Source organism: Paenibacillus sp. NPDC057934, assembly GCF_042887565.1.
GTDB lineage: Bacteria > Bacillota > Bacilli > Paenibacillales > Paenibacillaceae > Paenibacillus_AQ.
In genome coordinates, this window is the sequence record NZ_JBHVPB010000010.1 from 186,684 (window position 1) to 212,989 (window position 26,306).

A 26,306-nucleotide genomic window follows, 5' to 3' on the forward strand; every position below is an offset into this window, starting at 1 on the left:
GTATGATTGAATATAATGTTAGACCGTCTTTCCGGCAAAGGCTGGTACTTGCAAATCCGTTTACTTCCCCTGCATTTATAGCCGCATTTGGGGTATTGTTCATCACAGTCATCGCCTTATTTACCGCCCCCTATATTGGTATGGCCGATAATGGCGATTTCTTTCGTATCACCTACAGCAATGGGCTTTATTTCAACCAGCCGGACTATGACAGTCAATACTTTGGTTACTTTATCAAGCAGTTCGGCATATTCCAGTATTACAATGAGAACCAAGCGATCCTGAACTCTTCCCAGTCGTTGTTCATCAAGCTGGCGATCGGCCTGAACAAGTTGTTGTATAGCGATAAGGTGTTTGATGTTCGTTTTCAAGCTGCCATGTATACCATTTTGTACGTGTGCGCGATTTATATTCTGATAGAATCGATTACGTGGAAAATGTCCCGCAAGCAGGGGCTGCTAATTGCAGCTATTGCTATTTTCATCTTTGGAGATACGGCTTATACAGCCTTTTTTAACTCTTTTTTTGGTGAAAGTGTGGTCACGATCATGATGATTTTCGTGTTCGGTTCATGGTTGGCTTTATACCGCAAACGATACAATGATTACGCGATGCTGGCCTTGTTGGTCACCAGCACAGTTATCCTAACCACCTCCAAGCAGCAAAATGCTCCAGTGGGCATGATTATCTCCGTGCTAGCTATCACACTTATCTGGATTCGCAGGGATACTTTATTCCGCTGGCTGACCATGGGCTCTGTCATCTTGATGATGTTCACAGGCGTTGCAACCTACCTGAATATCTCCAAAGAATTTGTGGATATCAACCAATACCATGCCATGACCCGCGGGGTGCTAAATCAGTCCTCCAATCCTGAAGATACACTGAAATCCTTTGGAATAGACGAACAGTTCGCCATTTTGAAAGGGACGATTTACTATGAGCAATACGGTACGATTGATGTGAAATCACCTATTCTCGAGAAAGAGTTCTACAGTCGCTACGGATTTGTCCCGATTCTGAAATACTATGCCAGCAACCCGGGTCCGTTGAATGCTATTCTGAATGTTGCCGCCAAAAGCGCGTTTACGATAAGGCCGCCAGCGATGGGGAATTACGAGAAATCCGCGGGAAAAGAGTATGGTTCACACACCCGATTCTTCTCTGGCTACAGTTTACTTAAAGAAAAGCTTGCTCCCCGGACATTTGGTTTCGTTGTTATCTGGGTGCTGCTGATTCTAGCGCTGTACATGCCGTCCTGTATAGCAGCTGTCAAGGAAGGGAATCTGCGGGGAATTCAGCGCATGGCTCTTATTCTGGCAACGATGGGTGTAGGGGTATCGGGTATCTTAGTTTCGATTATCGGAGCGGGTGATGCCGATTTATCCAAACACGAATTTCTGTTCACGTTATCGTTCGACCTCGTAACCTTCTTAGCCGTGTCCAATGTCATTGGCCGTTTCATATTCAAAGATGTTCAGCGGAATACAACCGGCGGTTATAATCCGGAAGTGCAAAAGGATGTGGGCGCGTGAGGAATCGAGTCGCAATGGTTGTGCTGCCGCTATTCCTCTGCCTGCTGCTCCTTACGCCTGCCCCTGCGCAATCGGCCGCTGCGCCGCTGCGTGTCCTGCTTCTGTTCGATAGTCTGGCGAAAGGGACCGTACACGAGGGCAATGTTGATGAGCTTCAAAAGCAGCTGGCCGCCTACAGTGCGCAGGTTACGCTGGTGCATCTGGATCAATATGTTAAAGGCTCCATGAATAATTATTCCAACGTGATCACGGTAATAAACGCCGCTGATATTAATTCGGACAATCATGCATATCTGGAGGACTTAACGGATTATAAGGGTCAGTATTTGCATATTGGGTACAACCCTACGGCCGATATGAAGCTGGCACTGCACCTATCGGTGGCTGTGCAGCCTGGCGGAAGCGTCAGGCTGCGGATTGGCGGGCTGCCGGAGGCAAGTCTACAGGTGCAGGATATGCCTTACATTGCCGCAAGCCAAGCCGACCGATCCTATGGTAATCTGTTGTTTCCCGGAAGCAGTGTACAGGTTCCTTATGCTGTTAGCAGCGGGAAATATACGTATGTTCCATATCTAAAACAGGGAGATGGGAGTTCGCTGGCGATGGCCTGTGTGCTGAGAGAGTGGCTCCATATTACGGATAACCCTCATTCGTATCTCGTATTAAAAGAGATTTATCCGGTCAGTGATTTAGGCCTGCTGCAACAGATGGCCGACCGGTTATACCAGAATGGTATTCCTTTTATTGCGAGTGTCCGCCCCGTCTTTACCAATACTGACTTCCCGGCAATGATGCGGTACCTGGAGGCGCTGAAGGCTGTTCAAGCCCGTAACGGCAGTATTGTGGTTAATGTTCCGGTAGTCCGGCCTGCCATTAACCGGAGCGACCATTCGCTGCAGGAGAAGATGAGTGGTTTCATCAATCTGCTGGCGGAACAGGGCATTGCCCCACTTGGTGTCGGAGCAGAAAGGTATTGGGCCTCTGACAAAGAATATACACAGACAGGCCTTCTTTTCTTTGATTCAGCAGTGCTTTTTCCCAATGAGGAACTCCGTTATATGGAGCAGACCAATACATCGAAGGCATTCACCTCCTCACTATACAGTGTGCCACTGGATGATCTAATACAACAATACCCAACAGGGAGCAGTGGACTGACAGATCTACCGATGAACACCGCGATAGTCGCCGATTTTCCGGAGGATGAAGCTGGAATGGAGAAACTGTTGCAGAAGCTGGAACAGTCCTGGATTTCTTTTGCAGATTATAAGCAGGAAGCACATAGAGTGGCTACAGATACCCATATTATTACCTCTTCGCAGGGCGTGATCTCTATAAATGGTCAAGAGCTGAATATAGATTACAGCCCCAAGGCTGTGAGCGCAGACTTCGAGTATGAACATGAGCAGGTCAAGAGCTTCACAAGGCTGTTCAGTGTACAGAACCAGTTCTTTATTGTGGCGATTATCGTGTCCTTGGTGTTCTTCGGCGGGCTGCTCGTTATCGGCTACCGGATGTATCGCCGTAAATATATGAAATAAGAAAATAACTTGTTCTTAGGAGAGAACCATGACAATCTCGGATGTGTTGATGGTAATTGCAGTAGTCTGTATTTGGTCACTGCTGCTGGTGAATGTGGTTCTTATTATTGCCGGATACCTGTATTACATTAAATCTGAAGATGAAGAAGTGCCTGCGATCAAGGGAGAGATCCCCTTCGTCTCCATCATGGTACCGGCCCATAATGAGGGCGTTGTTATCAGTCGAACGGTGGAATCATTGCTAGAGCTGGATTACCCGCATGACCGCTATGAGATCATTGTCATCAATGACAATTCGTCGGATCATAGCGCTGAACTGCTCGGGAATATCAAGGATCGCCATCCTGGGCGCAATTTGATCGTGATTAATACCGATGCTATAACAGGTGGCAAGGGCAAGTCCAATGCCCTTAATATTGGTTTCACCCACAGCAAGGGGGAACTGATCGCCATCTATGATGCCGACAATACACCTGAGAAAACAGCGTTGAGGTACCTCGTTGGGGAAATTATGAATGATGCCTCTTTGGGCGCGGTGATTGGGAAGTTCCGAACCCGTAACCGTGATGCGAGCTTAATGACCCGGTTTATCAATATTGAGACCCTTTCTTTTCAATGGATGGCACAGGCGGGGCGCTGGAAACTGTTCAAGCTGTGCACTATCCCGGGGACCAACTTCATTATGCGCAGGTCGATTGTGGAGAGCATCGGGGGCTGGGATGTTAAGGCAATTGCAGAGGACACCGAGATCAGCTTCCGCATCTATATGATGGGCTACCGGATCAAATTCCAGCCGAAGGCCGTGACCTGGGAGCAGGAACCGCAGACGGTGAAGGTCTGGTTCAAGCAGCGAACGCGCTGGGCTAAGGGCAATATATATGTCATCGTTAAAAATATCCCGCTGCTTTTTAACCGATCTGCCAAGCGAGTCCGCTTCGATATCCTGTATTTTTTGTCCATCTACTTCCTGCTGCTGACTTCGCTCGTGACTTCTGATATCCTGTTGATTCTGCATGCATTGGGCTATGTACATACGACCATTGCCGGATTAAGCAACTTTCTTTGGCTGCTGGCGGTCATCCTGTTCATAGTGGGTACTTTTATTACACTGACAACCGAAAAAGGCGAGATGAGTCTCTCCAACCTGTGGATCATCCTGCTGATGTATGTCTCTTACTGTCAGATGTGGATGGTGGTTGCCGCTTATGGGCTTTATAACTACATGAAGGATCAGATCTTTAAACGGGAAGCCAAATGGTACAAGACCGAGCGTTATTAGCACCGGACGTCACGCAGAGATTGAACCCGCTGTCGATGGAAGAGAAATACAAGAGTACAGGAGCGTTTAACGATGATAAAAAAACAATTGGCAATATGGGCGGTCTGCCTCATCCTTTTCCTGACCCCCTTGCATGTCGTGGCTGCCGAAGTTCTTCCTGGAACCCAAGGGAAGAGTTATGAGACTTTCTTTACCGGAACGGACTCCTCATTGACGGGGACAAGCTCCCGGCAGCAGTTCTTTGAGGTCATGGACTACTGGAATGTGCAAGATCTCAAGATCAACCTGCATTTTCAAATTTCGCAGATTACTGAAGATCAGTTGTCGAGTGTGACGCTGTCGCTCAACGGCAGTCCCTTCTACACCTTCCGGCCTTCGCTTGGAAACAATGGGGAGCAGCAGTTGATGATCCCGGCACCGAAGGGATTCCTGAAGCAGGGGACGAACACGCTGAGCATTCAGGGATATTTGCGGACCAAGATAACGGAAGATCAGCTCTGTGCTGTTGATAATACGCCGGATAACTGGTTGCATTTATTCAATACTTCCAGTGTAAGTGTGGTCTACACACCGAAAGCACTGACCGGGGGCATTAGCGACTTCAGTAAACGTTTCTCCGGCATTGATATGGTCAGAGGGAGCAAAAGCCTGCTCGCCGTGCCAGAGAACGCCACAGGTGTGGAGCTGGAAGCAGCGTCTTACGCCCTTTCCGGGTACGCCAAGGCCAATACAGTGAATGACCGCACCATTGCGCTGCTTCCTTACCGGAGTGATACCCTTCAGGATAAAGAGGCGGTAGTGCTGGTGGCCATGTATGACCGACTCCCTGCCAATCTTAAGGCTGCCATTACTCCATCGCAGGATATGGGGAATCATGCAATTATCCAATTGGTGAACAAAGACACACGGCCTACACTGATTGTCACCTCTAAGGATGAGAACCTGCTGATTAAGGCGGGTAGGCTGCTCGCCAATGGGCAGCTAACCCGTCAGATCAGTAGTGATCTAAAAGTCGTCGGTGATACGACGGAGGTGGCTGCGCCTCCGTTCGCCCTTAGCTCCAATATTACCTTTACGGAGAGCGGGGACAAGCTGACCGGGCCGTATCATCAGGAGCAGACCTACTTTATCTCGTTGCCCTCTAACCGTTCGATCGCCGATGCCGGCAAGATCAGTCTGGATCTCCGCTATGCGCAGAATCTGGACTTCGAACGCGCGATGGTCACGGTGAGTATCAATGATACGCCAATCGGCAGCAAGAAGCTGAACCGGGAGCTGGCAAACGGGGACACCTTGAACCTGGCCATTCCGCAGAGCTTGAACATCTCAGGCAACTTCTCTGTTAAGGTGGCCTTTGATCTGGAGATACCTAACGCAATTTGTACGCCGAATACGGAGCAAATGCCGTGGGCATATATCGGCAAGGACTCCATGATGCACCTCAACACAAAGGATCGCACTGACCTGCTATTCAACAACTATCCATATCCGTTCCTACGCGATGGGATTTATAATCATGTCGCCATGGTACTCCCGCAGAAGATAGACGATTATACATTTCGCAGCCTATCCAATGTTATCAATCTGCTAGGCCAATATGCGGGGGGTAACACAGGCGACATTCATTTCTACCCGGACAACGTCAACGAGGACCGTCTGAAGAACAACAACATTATTGCCATTGGCAGCTATAAAGACAATAAGGTCATCCGTGATACGAATGACAAGTTGTATTTTCAATATAATACCGACGGTACTAGAATTACCTCGAATGAGAAAATGAGCATTGAAGACAGCTACGGTGGTCAGATTGGTACCCTGCAGTTGATTGAATCGCCTTTTGCAGCGGGCCGGGGGATGCTGGCTGTTACGGGCGTCAGCTCTGATGATTATTATGTGGCTTCCAGGCTGCTCGCCACTGAGAAGGACAAATGGAGGGTGTTCGGAGATGGTGTTGTAGCCGACAAAGATGGCAATGTCAGTGCCTATCGCTTCAAGACCGTCTCCGGTGCCGAGAAGGACTCGGCAGTGCAGCAGGTTTTGGAACGAGGCGACGTGCTGGGCTTTGTAGCCGCAATTGTGCTGGTCATTGCGCTGGTTCTGATATCTTTAATACTGCTGCTCCGCAAACATATGAAGAAACGTGGTGATAAGCGTGAGACGTAATCGCAGCACCCTGATCTCTGATGCCGCCTTTCTGTTATTCCTGGTTCTGGCGTACATCTGTATTGTATTCATTGCCGGGTCGCCGAATCATTACATCCAGAACATTATCATCCTCAATGTGGCTTTTATTCTGGCAGTAGTTACTTATTTCACCACAGTGACGGCTGGCTTGGTGCTGAACCTTGCGTTTATTTTCGGCTACGGATTCTTTATTATGTTCCAGACGATATCGCAGGGAGAGACCATTGGTCTGAACACCTATTTCTGGCTCATTATGACCCCGCTTCTGACCGTTGTGGTCTGGATCTTCACGCTGGGCAACCGCCAGCTTCAGACCGAGAATGAGAACCTCAAGAAACGGGCAGATCAGTTGGCGACGGTGGATGAGAATACCGATCTGCGCAACAGTGTGGCCTTCCAGAAGGATGCCAGCCTGTTCACCGGCATCTCTACACGGTACCAAATACCGTTGACCCTGCTTGTGGTCAAGGTCAAATACTGGGATGAAATCCGGCGCCTGATTCCGGAAGAGCAGCTTACAGAAGCCATTTATGATGTCTCGCAAATCAGCCAGTCGAGTATCCGCACCAATGATGCGATCTACATGCTGGACAAGGAAGATGCCACATGGGGACTGTTGTTGTTCACAGACCGCGACGGGGCGAAAATCGTCATTGAACGGATCAAGTACAAGCTGCTCGAGCTGAACGATAACGGGTTTATGAGTAAATACAAGGTTAAGCTGGGACTCAAGATTGGGGCTGTACAATATCAGCCGGACACCATCGAGAACCCGCTCGATTTCATTGTCCAGGCCAAGAAACAGCTGGAATATGATGTGTGATTAGGTAATACCATACGATTTCTTGAGCTACAAGCGGATTATAGTTAACTGATTTGGGAATGCTGTTTCATTAAGATTGCTTTCATGTCGGAGTTGGCGTATGATGTAGACATGACTTAATTCGTAATGTTTACGATTTGAATCCATTTGCTCAGAAAGAAGGTCATCGGCAATGAGAGAAGGTATACATCCCAGAATCAACCAGGTCATATTCCTGGATGCCAGCGTAGGTTTCAAGTTCCTCAGTACCTCCACCAAGTCGTCCAATGAGACGATGGAGTGGGATGATGGTAACACCTATCCGGTAATCCGGGTGGATGCCAGCTCTGCCTCCCACCCGTTCTATACCGGCAAGCAGAGAGACACAGAAACCGGCGGGCGTGTGGACAAGTTCAAGCAACGCCTGGCACAGAAGAAATAAGACATCATTTCAGACCAGACAACCCGTTTAAGCGGAGGGTTGTCTTTTTTGTCTGCTCAGAATCTGTTTTGGTCCATACAGGAGGTCACAGCCTGCATAATTAGTGTTAGAATTATAGGATCATATAATTTATCATGCGCTGAAGGAGAGTCAGGATGGCACAAGAGATTACGGTGAATACCGAGCTAAGCAGCGGAGATGTTCAGGAGTTTAACCTGTGGTTTAGCCTGAACAGCAGAATTATTGTTAATGGATTCAGTGTGGTTGCCTATTTCGCAATCATGCTGGCGATTACGAAGAATTACAGCACCTCTAGTCTCTCCATTCTCGCAGCATCGGCAGTTGGACTTGCTATCATTCTTTGGTATATCACGCGGTCAAGTTTGACCAAAAAGTCGAAGAAGGCTTTTGAAAGTGACAATCAATCAAAGATGCCCCAAAGCTATGTGATCTCGGATGAGGGCCTCCAGCATCAGTCCGATTCAGGCTCCGGGCACGTCAAATGGGAAGAGATATATAAGATTGGGGAGACGGCCAGTTTGTTTGCTTTTTTTGTCTCTGCCAACCAGGCGCTGATCCTCCCCAAACGCTTCTTCCAGTCGGAGGAGGACAAGCAGTTCTTCAAAGACCTGGCCAGAAAGCATATGTTCTCGAATCGGGTCAAATTTAAAGGATAACCCTATAAATACAGCGGCTACGTAAAGGCGTCTACTAATATTTTCCTTAAGGATTATAGAAGAATGATTCAATTGTTAGTGAGAGTGAGCTATAATGAGGCAAAGCTATCTAATAATAGGAGAAATTTTACATGCCGTGGATACAGGGTTATCCGTATTATTTAATCATGGGCAGTATTCTCAGTCTTTATATGGGTGTCAAGTCTTATCAGTTTCGTAAAACACCAGGAAGACGCTATTTATGGATTTTGATGCTGCTGGTTAGCTGGATATTTGCAGCGACGGCCGGAGAAATTATCGCCATTTCCTTTGGGGCTAAGCTGTGGTGGAAGAACCTGCAGCAGCCTCCGCTGTTTTTGAGCACGATTTTTACATATGCCGTTATCAAGGACTACGTGTCCCGCTCAACGGCAGAGCTTCCGCGTCGGCTATTCCTATTCTCTATCCCTGTTTTCGCTTATGTGCTGCTTATCTTTACGGATTCCTATCATCATCTGATGCGCAGCGAGGTGGGTGTGGCACTAGAGGCAGGCATCAGCGGAATCATGGTTCAACCTACATTACTCAGTATGTGTCTGATCGCCTATGATCAGCTTTTTGGTGTCTATGCCCTTTATTTGCTGACCGCCTCCATGTGGGGTGCTCCAAAATATTATCTGAGGCGCAATTTGCTACTGCTTGGCGGGCTGCTGGTACCCGTGGCTTCTATTTTTCTGCTGCCGATTCTGAAGATTACTGTTACAGGCTTCACTGCCTTTACTTATTTGCCGGCAACGCTAGCGGCTTACTTCACTGTATTTAAAGATCCTCATCTTGCTTTGTACCCGCTAGATAAGAACAAAATTTTTGAGAATATGAAGGATGGCATTGTTGTAATTGATCCTCATGACATTGTTATGGATATCAATGAAAATGGTGCTGTTATGCTATCTGATCTATCAGGAGAGTGGCCTTCAACTTGGATTGGTAAGAATATCACCCCGTTGCTGGCAGAGCATACGGAGCTTACCCAGGCCTACAGGCAGAGACAGGCAGGCGAATACGAGATCGAAGCTTCTGGCCCGGGGGGCTCATACTACGGGGTCTCGCTGATTGTAACAGAGCCTAACGAGCTTGAGACAACAGGCATGTTGCTGGTCTTCAGCGATCAGAGTGCGAAGAAGCGGTACGAGCGGGAGCTGCTGCATCAGGCTACGGTGGACGACCTGACCGGGCTCTATAACCGCAGACATTTTATGGGGCTGGTACAGAAGCATGGATTGCAGGAGGGGAAGGGCACGGCACTGCTGTTGTTCGATATTGACGATTTCAAATTAATCAACGATACATATGGTCACTTGGCGGGTGATCAGGCGCTGGTCGATCTGTCCAGTAAAATTCTGAGTGTATACAAAGACATCGGTATCTCGGGAAGAGTAGGTGGCGAAGAATTCGCCGTGTGTTTCTTTGCCAGCAGTGAGGCGGCGGCGCTGGAGGAAGCAGAGTTTTTCCGGACTATGATCAGGGATCATGTCGTGAATCTGGATGACCGGCATACCATATCCCTGACCGTGAGCATCGGGATTGCCTTCACTCAGCGGGGTGATGTCACTTTTGAGACACTGTACCGGGAGGCGGACGAGGCATTGTACTTGTCCAAGACCACAGGTAAGGATAAAGTTACTTTGGGTGGTCAACCACCAGTCAGCGAGGTTTTGAAGGGTTAACACTCAAACTATAAACCATAAAGAAGGCCTAGCTCCATACTGGAGTCAGGCCTTCTTTATGATATGTGCTTCTGTTGGTACAGGATTGCTTTAAGGCCTAGCAGGTGCAGGCTGCACGACGATTTTGACGGCTGTGCCGATCGGTGGCAGACTCTTAGTCATCATTGGAGTGTAGAAGCCGATCACTTTGGCCCCTTTTACAAGGCTGCTGCTGTCCATAGCCTCGCCTCTTCCATTAACCACCACGGTGTCCTTAGCCAAGCGAAGTACAATCTCACTTTGCGAAAGGTCGGTGAGAGGGTCGCCTTTCAGACGGAAACTGATACTACCATCTGCATCCTTCAGCACTTCCTCCGCGGTGCCTGCGGTTCCGAGCAGGTCACCCTGATTCTTTTTATCCAAAACGGTTATGGAATACGTAGGTGTCTGCGGCGGCAGGCTGAACGTGCTGATCATGGAATGTGCTGCCTGTACGGTCATCCCGATGTGGAGATCGGTGAACGCAAGCGTCCCTCCGTCAGCCGACTTAAAGACAGTATCTGGGCCGACAGTAAGAATCATCCCGTCCGTACCTGCACCTTGAATCTGCACAGAATTGTATTTGCCGCTTTCGCTTTGATAAACCGAAGTGATAACACCAGTGTCGATCACAGCTTCCTGATCCTGAATGTTCGTTTGAATTAGAATCGAAGCTCCTTTCACCGAAACGGATTGATGCAGCACTTCGCTGGCGAAGGAAGCCGGAACATACAGCTTGTCTCCCTTTAGCACGGGGGCGGTGCCAAGCGTTGTGTACATCCTATTGATGACATAGCGGTCTTCGCCGGCCTTTACGGTTGTGAAAATATTGCCTTGGCTCAGCTCGACTGATTTGGTCTTGCTGTTCCATTCCAGCTTGAAGCCCAAAGCTTCTGTCATTGCCCGTAAGGGAACCAGCGGTTCCTTGCCTCCAGGAAGCTGATAGCCGGTATCTGTAAGGGAAGTTCCGTTAATTTCAATCGTGAAGACTTGTTGTCCTGCGCTCGTCACAGAGGGCTGCACACTGTTATTTTGGTTAGCTGATGCGGGCTTGGCAAGAGCTGAGCCTGTCGTCAATGCCATGGATAGCGTTAAGAGGACTGCGCTGGTCTTAAGTATGTTGTTCATGTTGTGAATCTCCTTTAATCATGAGTATTTTAGGCCATTGTTACTTATCTGACGCTGCGTTCTTCCAGAATGTTGCACCTGATGAAACGAAACCTGCAAATTGGAGGGTGAAAAACCTCTGTAGTTTCAGGCAAATACATCGAACACCCGTTTATTTGTAGTAAAATGAAAATATTAACAATCTATGACATGGGGAGGCGCTATGGAGAAGTTCAGAGAACGGATGAAGTCCGTGCAAGAGCGGCAGAATGAGCTTCTGCAAGACTATGGAAAGCTGATGGCTGAATATGAAAGTCATGACTTGGTGCATGAGCATGAAACGCTGAAGAAGCAATATAACGAGCATCTTATTGTTCTGGATGAACTCAAAGTCAAGGCTTCCCGCCTTGAGATAGAGAACTCCGAGCTGCGCATTGCTCTCGCAGAACAAATGATGGACGAGAAGCGCAACATTCTACGGATTTCACAGCAGAAGCTGCATACTTATTTTGCATCCCGAAGCCGTGGCTATACGGATCGACTGACGGCTCTTGAGCAGGAGGCCAAATACCGTCTGGAGCGGATGTACAGTACCGCTAATCGTCAGTTGGGTGAGGAAAAAGAAGCAATCACTGCCCGGCTGGGAGGCCTTGCTGCTGAATTAAACAAGAGTATTCAGCTACGTCGTGAGCGCCAGATGGAAGCTGAGCAGATTCTTCAGGCCGGGCTGGGGGATAAATACCGCGAGCTTGAGGCTGAAGGGGTCAGTGAGGAGGTTCTGCAGCGTAGAAGGAAGCAGAATCAGATTGAGATGAAGATCGGCTTGAACTGGATCAACCGGCTGGGTATTCTGCTCCTGATCCTCGCTGTCGGCGCAGGATTCAGATACAGCTATTCCACATGGTTTAATGACTACATGAAGGGCAGCGCCTTTTTCCTGTTGGGGGCCTTGCTGCTGAGCGCCGGAGAATGGCTGTTCCGCAAGGGTAGGAATGCATTCGCTCTGGGTCTGCTCGGCGGCGGGATCTCCATTCTCTATGGCTCCATCTTTTACAGCTATTTTCTACTGGAGATTATAAATATCTATGTTGGGTTGTCCCTCTCTATACTTGTGACGTTAACGGCAGTGCTGTTGTCACTGAGGTATGAGTCCCGGACGATCTGCTCGCTGGGTCTTGTCGGCGGATACTTACCTCTTTTTTCTTACATACTGGCGTTTGGACTGGAGGGGAGCGCAGTCTATGTCGCGATGGGTTATCTATTCCTGCTGAACCTTTCGGTGCTACTGATCTCGTTGCGCAAGCGTTGGGTGGTCGTGAATTACATCAGCTTCCTGTTCAATACGCCGACCATGCTCACCCTGATTGTGCTGTCTGGCAGTAATGGCGTAAGTATGATGTATGCAGTGCTGACTTTCGTCATGTATCTGGGCATTACGCTATGGTATCCGTTCAAGTATCGCTCCAAGCTATCCTGGTGGGACTTCGCCTTGCTGGGCTGCAATACGCTGGTTAGCTGTATCACCTTGTATGTGCTGTTGCTGGATGCGGGCCTGGGTGATTACAAGGGTGCCCTGGCATTGCTCTTCTGCCTCATGTATTTGGGGCTTGGCCGAATGCTAGAGAAGCTGATGGTACAGGAGAAGCAGAGTATGCTGCTATTCTATGCCACCTCATTAACCTTCGCCGTGCTGATGATTCCCTTCCAGTTGGGTGCAGCCTGGTGGTCCATTGGCTGGTTGGTGGAGGCCGTCGTACTTACCGTCTATGGCAGTCAGCATCGGTTCAAGGGATTGGAACGGGCAGGCTGGGGGATTCTGGCTCTTTGCCTGGGAGCCTTCTTCGGGCTGTCGGTACCGATTCAGGTGATCATGGAAAATGCGGCCCTGCCTAAAGGTGATCCCTATTTTGCCTTGAAATATGCTTTTATTACTACCGGTATGCTGATTATTGCTGTATGGTATGCCGTCAGGCACCAAAACAAAGAGACGTCTGCAGTGAGCGGATTAATGGAAATCCGGTTAGCCGTCTGGTTTAAGTATGCTGCTCTGCTGAATGTTTGGGCCTTTCTGCTATACGTGTCGGGCCGTCTCTACCAGCGGGTGGTTCCCGATGACTTCACACATACGGTCTTCTATCGCTGGGTATTGGCCGCTGTGATCTCGATAATTGTGGCGTATGTACTGCCGAAAGTGAAGATTCTGTTTGATACTGTAGTCAGGTATTTCGCCATACTGTTATATGGCGTGGGCTATGTTATTTGTATCGGAATTACGGCGGGGCTACCGAGCCTGGAAGGCGAACTGGTGCAAAATACGTCAGCTGATTATATCGCGCTGGGTCTGCTTGTAGTCTTCAACATTTTCGTCTGGTTCAGCAGCCGCGATGTGCTGGTCGCCATTCTAAAGCGGGAATATCGGAGCCTGGAGCTGTACCCTGTCATTATGGGCATTTATCTGCTCGGCATTATTACTGCATTCCTAGGTGTGCAGCTTCAACTACATGATGCCGGTCTGATCTTCAGTCTGGTCTATCTTCTGCTGGCGGTGCTGTTCATTCTATATGGCTTCAGCCGACGGTATGTGTATATCCGCCGCTTCGGCCTTGGGCTCACACTCTTGGCAACAGGCAAGCTGCTGCTATATGACTTGAGCCTGCTGGGCGCCGGTCATAAGATCATCGCGTATTTCAGCTTCGGTGTCTGTCTGCTCGGAATCTCCTACCTGTATCAAAAAGTATCCAACAGAATGGAGGAGGCTTATGCGGAGGCGAAGACAGATACGCAAGGTTAGTATTAATCTGCTCCTCTTAAGCTGTTTGGGACTGAACGGGTTGGGAGCAGTTATTCTCCCGCCGGTCAAGACAAGCGGAGTAAGCGTTGCAGAAGCAGTTTCATCCAAGGCAGACAGCAGTGACCAATGGCGATTCACCAAGGCTATTGAGCCAAGTGGTGATGCGGCATATCAGGATTTTTTTCTTGACGAAGAGGTGTATCAGCACGCCAACACTAATTTGAGCGACTTGCGAATTGAAGACAGCCGAAGACAGTTCGTCCCTTACTTCCGAGAATCAGGAGAGGCGGAACAGAAAGAGCAGAATATTAGCTACAAGACCGAATTAACCCTTAAATTCAATAAGAACCTGGAGACGACCTTTGATTACAGGGTGATCCCGAATGAAGAGAACCGGGATATTCAGGGCAGCAGGCTGGAGTTCGGTCTGCCCGGCGAAGCATTTTTGAAGCATGTCCAAATATACGGCGGGTATGACGGGAATACGTGGGAACCTCTGGTCAAGGGTGATCTGTATAGGGCTGGAGAGTTTGCACAGAGTGGTATTGATTTGGGCTCGAATTACAAATTCACCTACTATCGTCTGGTAGTCCCGAATAACGCCGAGAAGCTGGAATTCGGTCTAATGAAGCTGATACACAAGACAGCTACAGTGAATGTCCAAGACTTTACGCGGCAGCGAGATCCTGTCTATGAGATGAAGCAGGATGGTCAGAAGACGCAGCTTATCATCCGTAATGATAACCGACTGAAAGTGTCGTTGATCCGGCTGGAGACGACCGGGAATTTCTCACGTACTTATACGTTGTACGATGATAGTGGAAGGGAACTTGGAACTGTAGGGGGGAGCAAGCTATATCGGCTTGATTTCAAGGATTCTCGAATTGCTGGAACAGATATTATACTTCAGGAGCCCACAACTGCGCTTTACTTCACAATCGTCATTGAGAACCGGGATGATGCTCCAATTTCGCTCCAGGGAGTCCATATGGAATACTTGGTGGATAAGCTGGTGTTCCCCGCTGATGGGGAAGGACCTTTCCGGTTAGTGTACGGGAACAGTGGGGCTGTAGCGCCCCAGTATGACATTGTAAGCTTCAAGAGTCATATTGAAGGGGAGAAGATAGGCACAGCCAGATTGGGACCTGAGAACGCCTTACCAGAGGTGTCAGCTATATCTTCTACCGGGTGGCGCTGGCTGACGGGTGCTTTGGGGTTTAACGCTGTAATTATTATTGTATCGCTGTTGTTAATTCTTGTGCTAATTCGTAAGCTAAATCGGAAATAAGTTGAAAAGAGTCCCGTATCCAGCGGCGAGTGCCATTTTGACTGGATACGGGACTTTTTGTGGATATAGAAGAGGGCCCCTTGAATTGCAGGGTCCCTCCGTCAGTGATCGGCTATTGAACAGCCAGTCTTAGTCTTTTTAGATTACACCTTCAGCGATCATAGCATCTGCTACTTTCTTGAAGCCGGCGATGTTAGCGCCAACCAGAAGGTTGCCCGGATGTCCATATTGCTCAGCTGCTTCTACGGACTGTTTGTAGATGTCGACCATGATATCATGTAGTTTAGCATCCACTTCTTCGAAGCTCCAAGACAAGCGCATGCTGTTTTGAGCCATCTCCAGTGCAGATACAGCTACACCGCCCGCATTGGCAGCCTTGGCCGGTCCGAACAGAACGCCAGCTTTATGGAACTGGTCAATAGCCTCCAAAGTGGAAGGCATGTTCGCACCTTCACCAACCGCTTTAACCCCGTTCTCGATCAGTTTCAGCGCCAGGGTCTCGTCGATTTCGTTTTGGGTTGCACTTGGCAGCGCGATGTCACAAGGAATCGTCCAGATCTGGGAGGAATCCTCGGTGTATACAGCGTTCGGATGCTCCTTCACGTATTCGCTGATCCGTTTTCTCTCTACTTCCTTCAGACGACGGACAGTGTCAAGGTTGATACCATCTTCGTCATATAGGTAACCGGAAGAGTCACTACATGCGACCACTTTCGCACCCAATTGTACAGCCTTCTGGATTGCGTAGATAGCAACGTTACCAGAGCCGGAGACAACCACACGGCTACCTTCGAAGGACAGGCCTTTGGATTTCAACATCTCATTGACAAAGTACACGGTTCCGTAACCTGTTGCTTCAGGACGGGCATGGCTTCCGCCGTAGGTTACGCTCTTACCTGTCAATACACCGGCAGGGTAGCCGCCGCGGATGCGTTTGTATTGTCCGAACATGTAGCCGATCTCACGCGCGCCGACACCGATGTCGCCAGCGGGAACGTCTACTTGTGGCCCGATGTAGTTGTGCAGTTCTGTCATGAAACTTTGAGCAAAACGCATGATCTCGCCTTCCGATTTGCCTTTAGGGTCGAAGTCGGAGCCGCCTTTACCTCCGCCAATATGCTGGCCAGTCAGGGCGTTCTTGAAGATTTGTTCGAAACCGAGGAATTTGATGATACTGGAGTTCACGGACGGGTGGAAGCGAAGTCCGCCTTTGTAAGGTCCGATGGCACTGTTGAACTGTACACGATAGCCGCGGTTCACGCGAACCTTACCTTTATCGTCTACCCAAGGTACCCGGAAGAGAACAAGACGTTCCGGTTCAACAATTCTTTCGAGAATGGCATTCTCCTGGTACTTAGGCTCAGCTGCCAGAACAGGAAGAAGGGATTCCAGAATTTCCTTAACGGCCTGGTGGAACTCAGGCTCATGCGGGTTCCGTTTCACAACGTTGTTGTAGACCTTCTCAACATAGAGTTGAGCATCGTTGCGGGAGATGTCTGTATCGATCGAAGGTACTAAGCTCATGAATTCAACCGCCTTTACGTATAATTATTTTTCTTCGGGTTTAATGCTTCTTCGCGTTACTGCTTTCACGCTGGGATATATTTTTTATTATTTTGGCATAAGAACGCGCCGCTAACAACTGTTTTTTGAAAAAAGTTTACTCTCAATGACACGTTTTTTTGCAGAGAGGGGTGGATAATTATACGTATATGGGAGTAAATACAAGACAAAACAAGGGTTCTTCGCTATATTTATGCGGGCAATTCCCGAATTTGAACGCTTTCGCACAGTTTGTGCGGAAGTTAAATCTCCCGGCTCAGGGCAGACTGTGTTACAATGGCTTTGCAGCAACTTGTAAGGAGATGACTATCCATGAGCGAACAGGTGAATGAACAGGAACTGGTGGCGGTGTTGTCCGCCAAGACTAAAGTGGACCCCGGACTGATCCGGCTGGTACTGAAGCATGAGCAGACCTTTATTAATAAAGCCCAAGCTAATGCTAAGGGTGAGGTAGACATTGATAATGATGATCTAGTGGATTATATCACAGCTCAGCGTGATGTGAAGCTGGACGAGCTGACCGTGGAGACCCTTCTCGATGCCGAGATGGATTATCTGATGGACAAGGGATTGGCAGGATACATCGATTAAACTTCCGTTTTGTTGATGTATAGCAGGTACCTGAATATTGTCCTCTGTTTCTATGAATTAAGCAAGCATAAGTCGTGCACTTATGCTTGCTTAATTTTAGAAGTGTGACGGGTATTGTCCAAGAACAGCCTGCCCCTGATGGAGGGGCGGGCTGTTACCTGTTTTTCGGATACGAAAGATTGTATGGTTATTGGATGCTGAATCTGAATTTCTCCCAGCCGTCAATGCTTGTGCGATTGGCAGTCAGCGGACTATTGCCGAAGTTATCAGCCGTCACGTACCGATTGTTGGCATTCGATAGTAGTGAGATGGTGCCGTCCCCATTGTCAATCCATTGGAACTGCTCCCAGCCCTGAACGGTGTCTCTGCTTGCAATGAGGTTATCGGCGCCGCCGTTCTCCGCTGTCACATATTTGTTGTTCGCCAGTGCTCTCAGAGAGATTAAGCCGCCCCCTGCATCGGCTACCTGGAATCTCTCCCATGTGCCGACTGTCGTCCGGTTGGCAATCAGTGGACTTGCGCCTGCATTATCCGCTGATACATACAGATTGTTCGCCATGGATTGGAGTGCGATGGTGGAACCGATAGGTACGCTACCGGTGCCGCCACCGTCTCCGCCGCCGCGGGTCCAGATGTACGTAGCTACAGTTTTGGCGGGAAGAGTCCCCAGGAGCTGCTGTCCTTCGGAGAGGATTTTGAAGCTCTTGGCGGAACTGGTCTGGTTAATAACGACCGTCACGATGCTGTTATCGGGATTGAGGAAAGCCACATTGGTGACCGTAGCGGCAGAACCGTAGTTGCTGTCGATCCGTTTGGCCCCCGGCTTCACAAATTTGGCGTACTGGCCAATGAAATTCACTTCTGGCGCTACCCAATAGGTATTGCGGTTCGACGTGCTCTGGATGAGCATGGTCGGCCCTGGTGTCCCTGTCCATTTCTCGGGCTGGATATTCTGGTCCAGCATCGTGACCCAGTTGGTGTAAGAACCGGACCAGTTGCGGAAATACTGCGCCATCCTGTCGGCTCCTCCTGTGCCCCACACGGCGCGTTCGGTCATCTGCATGGATTTACTCGGATAGGTGTTGCGCACCGCTGTCATGGCCGTAGGATCGCCGGAGTAGTCATGGAAAGCCACCCCTTCAATGGCGGCATTCGCAGCTGCGTTATCCAGGACACCGGGAAGATGTGTCCAGACCTCGCCGAAGTTATGATCGTACGCCCATAGCTTGGTGGAGATGCTGTAGGTGTCGAGCTGGGACTTCAAGGCGATCGCCAGCTCCCGTTCGTTGGCAGAGGTCAGCAGCATGCTGGGATAATCAGGCGCAGCATACAGAGGTTCATTCTGCAGGGTCATCGCGTAGATGGGGATGCCCCGGCTTTGATATTCCTGAATGGCGCGACGGTAATAGACCGCCAGATCATTTGTATTCTCCCGTTTCAAATAGCCGCCAATCAGGCTGTTGTTAGTCTTCATCCAGGCCGGTGCCGTCCAGGCGCTGGCGAAGATTTTGACCGGATTGCCGGTTTCGTTGCCGATAGCGATGGCGCGCTGCACCGTAGAGACTATGTTATAGTCGATGTCCTTCTGGATGGAGAAGCTGCCTCTGGTATCCTCATAAGTGTAGAAATTACGGCTGGTAAAATCAGAGGTCCCGAAGGTGATCCGGAAAAGATTCATACCCGCTCCGTTCACGGGATCAATCAATCTGCGCAGTACCTCGTCCCGCTTGGCTGCGGACATCAGAGACAGGTTATAAATAGTAGACTCTTCTAGTGATGTGCCGAATCCCAGCATGTTCTGGTACTGAACCTCGGGATTTACGGTAATGGCTGTGGCAGTGGAGCTTGTGGGATTGGTGAGGGGAATATCGGCTTGCTTGCTTGTGGCATACTGGATACCGGCAGAGGCGGCAGCGGGGTTATTGTACCAGATACTGCTCCCCGGTGAACCTGTGGTTGACTCGGAGCTGAAATAGACCTGGGCAACTCCTGGTGCGGCCTGAGCGGTAGGGGTCTGAAACGGTATAGCAAAAGAGGTGAACAGTACGGTTGCAGCTAACATCAGCTTGGAGAGCGGCCTGGGCCGGGCTTGCTTCTGTCTACGCTTGCGAGAGTGCTGAATCATTGAAATTCCTCCTTTTTAAATATGTTTGATAACGCTTACATTATAATAGGAAGCTTGTCTAAAAAAGTATGTGTTAAAATTTAGAAAATAGTCCTCATTTTTTAAAAAAAATAAATAAAAAGGGCAATTCTTGACGTCTGAATGACGCGAAGAACGGCCCTTTTTCCGAATATAAATTAATGTACAGCTGCCATCGTTGAACTGGAGGATGATTCGGGACGATCCGGTTCGAGCAGCGCGTGTTTTTCCCAAGCCCGGCTCTTCCAGCGGAAGTACATGATTACCGCTCTTAACCATTCGTCTGCTGCTGTGGCAATCCACACGCCAGCAAGACCAAGGTGAAGTTTGAATACGAGCACATAACCTAGCGGCAAGCTCATGCAGACCATGGAGATCAGACCCATGTAAACAGGGAACTTTGCATCACCAGAAGCACGCAGGGAGTTGATGATCACCAGATTGGTTGTGCGTCCTGTCTCCAGGAAGATGCTCAGCAGGATAACCTGGGCACCCATAATAATGATGCTCTCATTATTGGTGAACAGTCCAAACAGCGGTACCCGGAATAAAATAACGATGACGTCAATAATAACGGTGACCAGCATGGCCCACTTTACACTGGAGAATACACGCTTATACGCTTCTTCCTTACGTCCTGCACCCACCAGATGGCCCACGATAATGGAGGTACCCATGGATACAGCTACACTGAATAGATAGATGTAGTTAGAGATGTTGAGCGCATACTGGCGTGTAGCCATGGCTTCCGAGCCCAAGTACGTAATATAGAGTGTGAATACAAGCTGACAAGCTTGATAGATAATCGATTCAAAAGCAGATGGAATGCCGATCTTGAGAATTTGCATCACATAGTTTTTGGACAGGTGAGTGTAATATCTCCATTTGACCCGCACTTCCATAATTCTGTAGAGCAGCCAGAAGAACAGGGCCAGACAGATCAGACGGCTTGCAACCGTCGAGATGGCGGCACCCTCCACACCCAGCGCAGGAAGACCGAAATGCCCATAAATCAGCAGGTAGTTGCCGATTACGTGGAAAATGTTCATTAGTAGGGAAATTACCATCGTCTGCTTGGTAAATCCGTGTGTACGGATGGTAGCGGCAAGTCCGTTGATTAGGGCCTGGAAGAAGATCAGCCCGCCAACAATGTTCATATAGGAGAGCGCGTAATCAAAAATATCGCCCTGAACATTAAGTGCATGCAGCAAAGGTTTGCCCAATCCGAACAGGAGAGCGCTCAAGATTAGCCCTACCGCCAGGTTGAGGGTAATGGCATTCCCGGTCACCTCTGCGGCTTCCCGCGGTTTTTTGGAACCAAGATACTGGGAGACGACGATGGATGCGCCGTTGCCGATCACGCTGAGAACCAGAATGGCAATGGCGATAATCTGATTGGCTGCGCCTACCCCGGATACAGCATCGTCTGAGACGGTGCTGATCATAAAGGTATCGACACTACCCATGAGCATGAACAGGAAGAGCTCTAGAAAGATCGGCCAGGTCAGCTTCATTAGATTGAATTGTTGATGATTTTTGTTTTCCATGATGCACCTTCTTAGTTTATATATTTATACACTTATATCGTGTAAGTTCGCTCAACATAGTTTTTTTATCCTTCAAACAAAGTGTAATATTAGCACAGGTTTTCTGAAAATGCAGCATCTTTTCTCCGAAAATTCATGAAAATTGCTTGGATAAACTGGTTAAAATAACCGCGGATGAATTTGTCCACTATAAATATGGGTATTTATGTGGAAAGAACGGCAGTAGGCGAATGGTGTTTGCGTGGTTTTAAATGAGTGAATTGGTGCAGGCATTAAAAAAGCCGGGCAGAGGATAATCTTCTCTGTCCGGCTTTTCGCCATGCTATGCTTTTTGTTCGAATAGCTTGGCTATTTCGATAATGACCTGAACCGCCTTCACCATGTTATCGGCGGAGACGTACTCGAACTTCCCGTGGAAGTTCTCTCCCCCGGTAAAGATATTGGGGGTAGGTAGCCCCATATAAGAAAGCTGCGAGCCGTCGGTTCCGCCGCGGATCGGACGGATGACCGGTGTAATGCCAAGGCTCACCATCGCCTCATGCGCGATATCGACGATCTGGCGCACCGGCTCGATTTTCTCACGCATATTGTAATACTGATCCTTGATCTCCAGAAGTACATTCTCATCACCGTAGGTGCTCTTGAACTCGTCCACAATGGACGTCAGATGCGCCTTGCGGGCCTCGAACTGGTGGCGGTCAAAGTCGCGGATGATATAGTGTAGCTTGCTCTGCTCGGCCGATCCCTGAATGGAGATCAGATGATAGAAGCCTTCATAACCCTCTGTGAACTCGGGTGCTTCTCCCGCAGGCAGTCTGAGATGGAGGGCCATGGCGATTTTGGAAGAGTGGATCATCTTTCCCTTGGCCGTTCCGGGGTGGACGTTTACGCCGTTCACGGTGATTTTGGCCGCAGCTGCATTGAAGCTTTCGTATTCCAGCTCACCGAGCGGTCCACCGTCCACGGTATACGCATAAGAAGCGTTAAAAGCGGCCACATCGAATTTATGCGGTCCGCGTCCGATTTCCTCGTCCGGGGTAAAGGCCACTCTGATCTTTCCGTGCTTAATCTCTGGATGCTGCAGCAGATAGTTCATGGCCGTCATAATCTCAGCGATCCCCGCTTTGTTGTCCGCCCCAAGCAGGGTCGTTCCGTCTGTGGTGATCAGCGTATGTCCCTTGTATTCAGCCAGTTCGGGGAAACTCTTCGTGGACAAGACCACATTGAGATCTTTGTTCAGGACAATATCGCCGCCGTCATAATTCTCTACGACTTGTGGTTTTACATTCGCTCCGGTGAAATCCGTTGCCGTATCCAAGTGGGCCAAAAAGCCGATGGTCGGCACTTCCTTGTCCGTATTGGACGGCAGCGTAGCCATCACATAGCCATGCTCGTCCACCGTCACCTCCTGCATGCCAAGCTCTTTCAGCTCTCCAACCAGCTTATGGGCCAGCTCCATCTGACCTGGTGTGGAAGGACAGGTATCATTGTCTTCATTAGACTGTGTATCCATCTCTGCATATGAAATAAAGCGTGTCATCACTTCTTGCTTCAACTTGTCTCAGCTCCTCATCACAACATTTTCAATTCCTCTCTCTTTATAGTATCACGTTCCATCGCCGGTCTCATCCTCAGGCCGTCTTTCAAAAAGATCAGAGCGGTTCCTTCTCCACCAGTCTGGCAGTGAGCAGATACCGGTCAGGCGCCGAACCGACGAAAGAGAATGGATAACATGTAATCAGCGTGAGTATAGGTTGTTCGCTGGTTTTGATGGCCCCGCGTTCGTCCTTGTCGACAATCACACTACCCGTAATCTCGTACGTGAATTTTCCACTTGCGGTCTCCACCTCGATGGGATCATGAATGGCCAGCTCCCCGAGATTGCGGAAAACAGTGTCACGATGTCCAGCTAGTACGCTGTTGCCGTCGGCGCCTATAGCCGCACTGCCTGCGTAGTGGCCGGCTCCTTTTTTCAGCTGTGGACTGTCCGTCCCTTCCAAGATGGCTACTTTTTTATTTAAGGTTGGGAAAAAAATCTCCCCGATCACCTCGCCCTCCGTATAAGACGGCTTGGAGCCGGGCGCTGTCGAAGGGGCATTAATCATCCCTGCGGGCAGGGGCTGCTCTTCAATATGGGAGGGATTGACAGCTTCCTCCCTCTTTTTCTCCCAGGCTTGCAGGGCTTGCCTGGCCTCAATAGGGGCTTTAATCACTTGCACCACAGCATACAGCAGCACAGACAAAGAGAGTATGAGGATCAGCTTCACGGCAATGACGGCCCCGGAATGCTTCTTCTTCATACTCTCTCCTCCAGACTTAGGGAAATTCAGTTTACCTCTTCGATCTCAATCTGCGCAGAATGATGATACTGATCACAGCGACAGCCAAACTGATGAGAATCAGGTTATACCAGGGCTCCGCGGTATCCGGGAGCTTATCTCCGGCAACGGGAGCAGCCAGCGGCAGCTCGTCGTCGGCCAAGGTGACATCACTACCCGGAGACATAGTCGGTGATGGTGCCGGCTTAGCTGTGCTGCCAGTAGTGATGCCTGCGCCCGGTGAAGCTTCTGGGGCAGTACCGCTATTGTGCCCGCCATCACCCAATGGGACCGGATCGTCGGTGATGGTAATGTTGCTTGGCCCCGGCGTTGCCGTTGGCGTTGGTGCGACCGACGGTCCAGGCGTTACAATGACACCTGGTATACCCGGAGAAGCGGTGGCTGTCGGCAGAGTTGGAGGTCCGGATGTAGGCTCATTAGTAGCTGAAGCTGTCGGCCCGGTGCTAGGTCCAGCCGAAGGCTCGGTAGTGGCCGAAGCGGACGGAGTCGGGCTAGGTCCGGTAGACGGTTCAGGTGAAACTGTTGCTGTCGGTCCAGTGCTAGGCTCCGGCGATGGTCCAGGTGAGGCCGAAGCGGACGGAGTCGGGCTAGGTCCGGTAGACGGTTCAGGTGAAGCTGTAGGCGTCGGTCCAGTGCTAGGCTCTGCCGAAGGTGCAGGTGAGGCCGTAGCAGATGGAGTCGGGCTCGGTCCGGTAGACGGCTCAGGCGAAGCCGTTGGCTCCGGTGTCCCCGAAGCTGTGAATTCAAAAGCCACCGTAGTCTGCTTCCCTTGGTATTCGTTGCCGGCCTCCCATGGGAACGTGACATCCATGATGATGGATTCCTGAGCGCCTCCAGCCAGCGATCCTACTGCCACTCTTCCGGCGGCTTCGCTCATCACCCCGGAATAGAGGATTACTCCCTCTTTTTCTAGGGTCATTTGCAGGATTTTGTACAATTCAGCGTCCCCGGACTTGAATTTAAAGTCTACATAATAATCAAAGTCCTCATTACCCTCATTAATAATCGTGTAGTCAGAGCGCATCTGATCGCCAGGCTTCATATTGCTCATGGTTGCTGTGCTCGTCGTATGCGAATTCACTTTAAGTTTTATGGTGTCCTGCGCGCTTGCCCCACCCGCATGCCAGATTACACCTGCCAGAATAATCAGGGCATAGGCAGCTATAAAGGCCGAGCGATATTTCTTGATCACAGTCTTCGCTCCTCTCACTTGGGGCCCTTTGCCATGTGCATAGACAAACTATGTCGGTACCCGCCAAAATACGCTGTTGCTTAACGCATATATCCTCACACTTTGTCAAAAGGTAGTTCTTTATAGAACCACTATAAACGAACGGAATTACCCGTTGTTCATGTCTGTGATCCTTTGATGCACAGAGTAGAAGACATAATGAACACGACTGTTCGTTATAGCGAATAATTAAAGTATAATCAAAATGCGATATAAAGAAAAATGACCAATTTCAAGTATTACACCTGAAATTGGTCATTTTTAAATCACTATATGCTTTTATTTGCAGATTCCTCTTGTTATCTCTTTATTTTTAGGAAATCCTCCAGCTAACGTGTATTTTATTGAGAACGGATCTCTTGGTGATATTAGCTCTCCTTGATGGCCTCTGCCACCAGCTCATAGGAATGTAGCCGTGCAGCATGATCATAGATCTGAGCAGCAATGATCAATTCATCCGCATCCGTTTCATCGATTATTTGCTGCAGTCTTTCCGTGATGGCAGATTTATCTCCTGCAATGGAATATTTCCCTTTGTCGAGAAGTATAGCCTTCTCGTGCGGGGTCCAGAGCTCATCCATGCTGTCGACCGGTGGCTGTAGCATCCCGGTGCGTCCGCGGATCAGATTCAGGAATTGCTGCTGCTGGGAAGTAGCAAGCCGCTTGGCTTCCTTCACGGTATCTGCTGCCGAAATTCCGAGACCGACCATAACATGCGGTTTCTCCAGTACTTCAGACGGCCGGAAGCTGCTGCGATACAGATGCAATGCAGGCAACAGATATTCTGGTGCAAAATGGCTGGCGAAGGCGAATGGCAGACCCAATTGACCAGCCAATCTGGCGCTGAAACCGCTGGAGCCCAGCAGCCAGATCGGAATGTTCTGCCCTTCGCCAGGAACGGCCCGCACACCTGCTGGGCGGAACTCCGCGCCATTCGGGTCGAAGTAGGCCCGGAGCTCGCTAAGCTGCTCGGGAAAATCGCTTCCGTCGCTGCCGAGTCCCCGGCGCAGTGCGCGGGAAGCGGGTTGATCCGAGCCTGGGGCTCGGCCGAGGCCAAGATCAATACGGCCTGGGTACAAGGATTCTAACGTGCCGAATTGCTCGGCAATGGTGAGAGGGGCGTGGTTGGGCAGCATAATGCCACCTGAACCGACACGAATCGTCTTAGTACCAGCTGCCACATGGCTGATCACAAGCGATGTCGCGGAGCTGGCAATACCGGGCATATTATGATGCTCGGCCAGCCAATAGCGGTGATAACCCCAATCTTCGGCATGGCGAGCCAGGTCGAGTGAATTATGAAAAGAATCGCGTGCTGAGGCGCCTTCAACAATCGGGGCCAGATCCAGCACAGAGATACGAACGTCCTGAAGTTTTTTCAAGTATAATCCCTCCCATACTATTGATAACAGTATTTGCAATGCTGTGCGGAGATACACAGGACATTATACCATGATTAATTATAATTTACACACTTCAAGTAAGTTAATTGCTTTTTGAAATTCGGGGTTTCCATACA

The 26,306-nt window shown here is 49.6% G+C and carries 19 protein-coding genes; 11 read left to right on the forward strand and 8 right to left on the reverse strand.

The genetic code is table 11. The annotated features are described in order from the left end of the window. Nucleotides 1-2: 2 nt before the first annotated feature. From wsfD to ACFVRY_RS22905, 8 genes are all read left to right on the forward strand, one after another. Nucleotides 3-1,535, forward strand: a complete 1,533-nt coding sequence (wsfD, locus tag ACFVRY_RS22870) for a glycan biosynthesis hexose transferase WsfD (RefSeq protein WP_387502604.1) — start codon at nt 3-5, stop codon at nt 1,533-1,535. Further along, a complete protein-coding gene (locus tag ACFVRY_RS22875; RefSeq protein WP_387502605.1) occupies nt 1,532-3,076 on the forward strand; it encodes a hypothetical protein in 1,545 nt (514 codons plus the stop codon). The genes wsfD and ACFVRY_RS22875 overlap by 4 nt, the downstream gene beginning before the upstream one ends. A gap of 28 nt (nt 3,077-3,104) precedes the next feature. Beyond that, on the forward strand, nt 3,105-4,355 hold the full coding sequence (locus tag ACFVRY_RS22880; RefSeq protein WP_387502606.1) for a glycosyltransferase family 2 protein: 1,251 nt from the start codon (nt 3,105-3,107) through the stop codon (nt 4,353-4,355). Nucleotides 4,356-4,427: 72 nt separating this feature from the next. Further along, nucleotides 4,428-6,521, forward strand: a complete 2,094-nt coding sequence (locus ACFVRY_RS22885; protein WP_387502607.1) for a cellulose biosynthesis cyclic di-GMP-binding regulatory protein BcsB — start codon at nt 4,428-4,430, stop codon at nt 6,519-6,521. After that, nucleotides 6,511-7,365 (forward strand): diguanylate cyclase domain-containing protein, encoded by an 855-nt coding sequence (locus tag ACFVRY_RS22890; RefSeq protein WP_387502608.1) that lies wholly within the window; start codon nt 6,511-6,513, stop codon nt 7,363-7,365. The genes ACFVRY_RS22885 and ACFVRY_RS22890 overlap by 11 nt, the downstream gene beginning before the upstream one ends. Before the next feature lie 172 nt (nt 7,366-7,537). Then, entirely contained in the window at nt 7,538-7,786 is a 249-nt protein-coding gene (locus tag ACFVRY_RS22895; RefSeq protein WP_387502609.1) for a type B 50S ribosomal protein L31, read from the forward strand. A gap of 155 nt (nt 7,787-7,941) precedes the next feature. After that, on the forward strand, nt 7,942-8,463 hold the full coding sequence (locus ACFVRY_RS22900) for a YcxB family protein (RefSeq protein WP_387502610.1): 522 nt from the start codon (nt 7,942-7,944) through the stop codon (nt 8,461-8,463). Nucleotides 8,464-8,594: 131 nt separating this feature from the next. Further along, complete coding sequence (locus ACFVRY_RS22905) at nt 8,595-10,169, forward strand: histidine kinase N-terminal 7TM domain-containing diguanylate cyclase (RefSeq protein WP_387502611.1); 1,575 nt, start codon at nt 8,595-8,597, stop codon at nt 10,167-10,169. 90 nt (nt 10,170-10,259) lie between these two features. On the opposite strand, the gene ACFVRY_RS22910 is transcribed toward ACFVRY_RS22905, so the two are convergent. Next, nucleotides 10,260-11,315, reverse strand: a complete 1,056-nt coding sequence (locus tag ACFVRY_RS22910) for a copper amine oxidase N-terminal domain-containing protein (RefSeq protein WP_387502612.1) — start codon at nt 11,313-11,315, stop codon at nt 10,260-10,262. Between the two features lie 202 nt (nt 11,316-11,517). On the opposite strand from ACFVRY_RS22910, the gene ACFVRY_RS22915 reads away from it, so the two are divergent. Both ACFVRY_RS22915 and ACFVRY_RS22920 read left to right on the forward strand, forming a co-directional pair. Beyond that, complete coding sequence (locus ACFVRY_RS22915; protein WP_387502613.1) at nt 11,518-14,085, forward strand: DUF2339 domain-containing protein; 2,568 nt, start codon at nt 11,518-11,520, stop codon at nt 14,083-14,085. After that, entirely contained in the window at nt 14,054-15,373 is a 1,320-nt protein-coding gene (locus ACFVRY_RS22920; RefSeq protein ID WP_387502614.1) for a DUF3999 family protein, read from the forward strand. Before ACFVRY_RS22915 ends, ACFVRY_RS22920 begins: the two co-directional genes overlap by 32 nt. 138 nt (nt 15,374-15,511) lie before the next feature. Here the strand turns inward: ACFVRY_RS22920 and gdhA are convergent, their stop codons facing one another. Then, nucleotides 15,512-16,897, reverse strand: a complete 1,386-nt coding sequence (gdhA, locus tag ACFVRY_RS22925) for an NADP-specific glutamate dehydrogenase (protein ID WP_066378306.1) — start codon at nt 16,895-16,897, stop codon at nt 15,512-15,514. A gap of 351 nt (nt 16,898-17,248) precedes the next feature. Here gdhA and ACFVRY_RS22930 point away from each other — a divergent pair, with 351 nt between their 5' ends. Beyond that, nucleotides 17,249-17,527, forward strand: a complete 279-nt coding sequence (locus ACFVRY_RS22930; protein WP_175373374.1) for a hypothetical protein — start codon at nt 17,249-17,251, stop codon at nt 17,525-17,527. Between the two features lie 187 nt (nt 17,528-17,714). Here ACFVRY_RS22930 and ACFVRY_RS22935 read toward each other — a convergent pair whose 3' ends face one another. The 6 genes from ACFVRY_RS22935 to ACFVRY_RS22960 all read right to left on the reverse strand — a co-directional run bounded on the left by ACFVRY_RS22935 (nt 17,715) and on the right by ACFVRY_RS22960 (nt 26,169). Then, entirely contained in the window at nt 17,715-19,652 is a 1,938-nt protein-coding gene (locus ACFVRY_RS22935; protein WP_387502615.1) for a glycoside hydrolase family 30 beta sandwich domain-containing protein, read from the reverse strand. A 176-nt stretch (nt 19,653-19,828) separates the two neighbouring features. Next, entirely contained in the window at nt 19,829-21,217 is a 1,389-nt protein-coding gene (locus ACFVRY_RS22940) for an MATE family efflux transporter (RefSeq protein ID WP_387502616.1), read from the reverse strand. A 322-nt stretch (nt 21,218-21,539) separates the two neighbouring features. Then, nucleotides 21,540-22,772 (reverse strand): peptidase T, encoded by a 1,233-nt coding sequence (gene pepT, locus ACFVRY_RS22945; protein WP_387502617.1) that lies wholly within the window; start codon nt 22,770-22,772, stop codon nt 21,540-21,542. Nucleotides 22,773-22,869: 97 nt separating this feature from the next. Then, nucleotides 22,870-23,517, reverse strand: a complete 648-nt coding sequence (locus ACFVRY_RS22950; RefSeq protein ID WP_387502618.1) for a sortase — start codon at nt 23,515-23,517, stop codon at nt 22,870-22,872. A gap of 31 nt (nt 23,518-23,548) precedes the next feature. Beyond that, complete coding sequence (locus ACFVRY_RS22955) at nt 23,549-24,748, reverse strand: hypothetical protein (RefSeq protein WP_387502619.1); 1,200 nt, start codon at nt 24,746-24,748, stop codon at nt 23,549-23,551. 407 nt (nt 24,749-25,155) lie between these two features. Continuing rightward, the gene (locus tag ACFVRY_RS22960; RefSeq protein WP_387502620.1) at nt 25,156-26,169 is read right to left on the reverse strand and encodes an LLM class flavin-dependent oxidoreductase; all 1,014 of its coding nucleotides are present in this window, start codon (nt 26,167-26,169) and stop codon (nt 25,156-25,158) included. Nucleotides 26,170-26,306: the final 137 nt, after the last annotated feature.

What these genes read in the sequence shown, in the direction of transcription:
- ACFVRY_RS22910 (WP_387502612.1), bottom strand. Translation starts at nt 11,315, where the DNA reads ATGAACAACATACTTAAGACCAGCGCAGTCCTCTTAACGCTATCCATG.
- ACFVRY_RS22935 (WP_387502615.1), bottom strand. Translation starts at nt 19,652, where the DNA reads ATGATTCAGCACTCTCGCAAGCGTAGACAGAAGCAAGCCCGGCCCAGG.
- ACFVRY_RS22920 (WP_387502614.1), top strand. Translation starts at nt 14,054, where the DNA reads ATGCGGAGGCGAAGACAGATACGCAAGGTTAGTATTAATCTGCTCCTC.
- ACFVRY_RS22905 (WP_387502611.1), top strand. Translation starts at nt 8,595, where the DNA reads ATGCCGTGGATACAGGGTTATCCGTATTATTTAATCATGGGCAGTATT.
- ACFVRY_RS22885 (WP_387502607.1), top strand. Translation starts at nt 4,428, where the DNA reads ATGATAAAAAAACAATTGGCAATATGGGCGGTCTGCCTCATCCTTTTC.
- ACFVRY_RS22930 (WP_175373374.1), top strand. Translation starts at nt 17,249, where the DNA reads ATGAGCGAACAGGTGAATGAACAGGAACTGGTGGCGGTGTTGTCCGCC.
- ACFVRY_RS22900 (WP_387502610.1), top strand. Translation starts at nt 7,942, where the DNA reads ATGGCACAAGAGATTACGGTGAATACCGAGCTAAGCAGCGGAGATGTT.
- ACFVRY_RS22895 (WP_387502609.1), top strand. Translation starts at nt 7,538, where the DNA reads ATGAGAGAAGGTATACATCCCAGAATCAACCAGGTCATATTCCTGGAT.
- gdhA (WP_066378306.1), bottom strand. Translation starts at nt 16,897, where the DNA reads ATGAGCTTAGTACCTTCGATCGATACAGACATCTCCCGCAACGATGCT.
- ACFVRY_RS22915 (WP_387502613.1), top strand. Translation starts at nt 11,518, where the DNA reads ATGGAGAAGTTCAGAGAACGGATGAAGTCCGTGCAAGAGCGGCAGAAT.
- wsfD (WP_387502604.1), top strand. Translation starts at nt 3, where the DNA reads ATGATTGAATATAATGTTAGACCGTCTTTCCGGCAAAGGCTGGTACTT.
- ACFVRY_RS22950 (WP_387502618.1), bottom strand. Translation starts at nt 23,517, where the DNA reads ATGAAGAAGAAGCATTCCGGGGCCGTCATTGCCGTGAAGCTGATCCTC.
- ACFVRY_RS22880 (WP_387502606.1), top strand. Translation starts at nt 3,105, where the DNA reads ATGACAATCTCGGATGTGTTGATGGTAATTGCAGTAGTCTGTATTTGG.
- ACFVRY_RS22940 (WP_387502616.1), bottom strand. Translation starts at nt 21,217, where the DNA reads ATGGAAAACAAAAATCATCAACAATTCAATCTAATGAAGCTGACCTGG.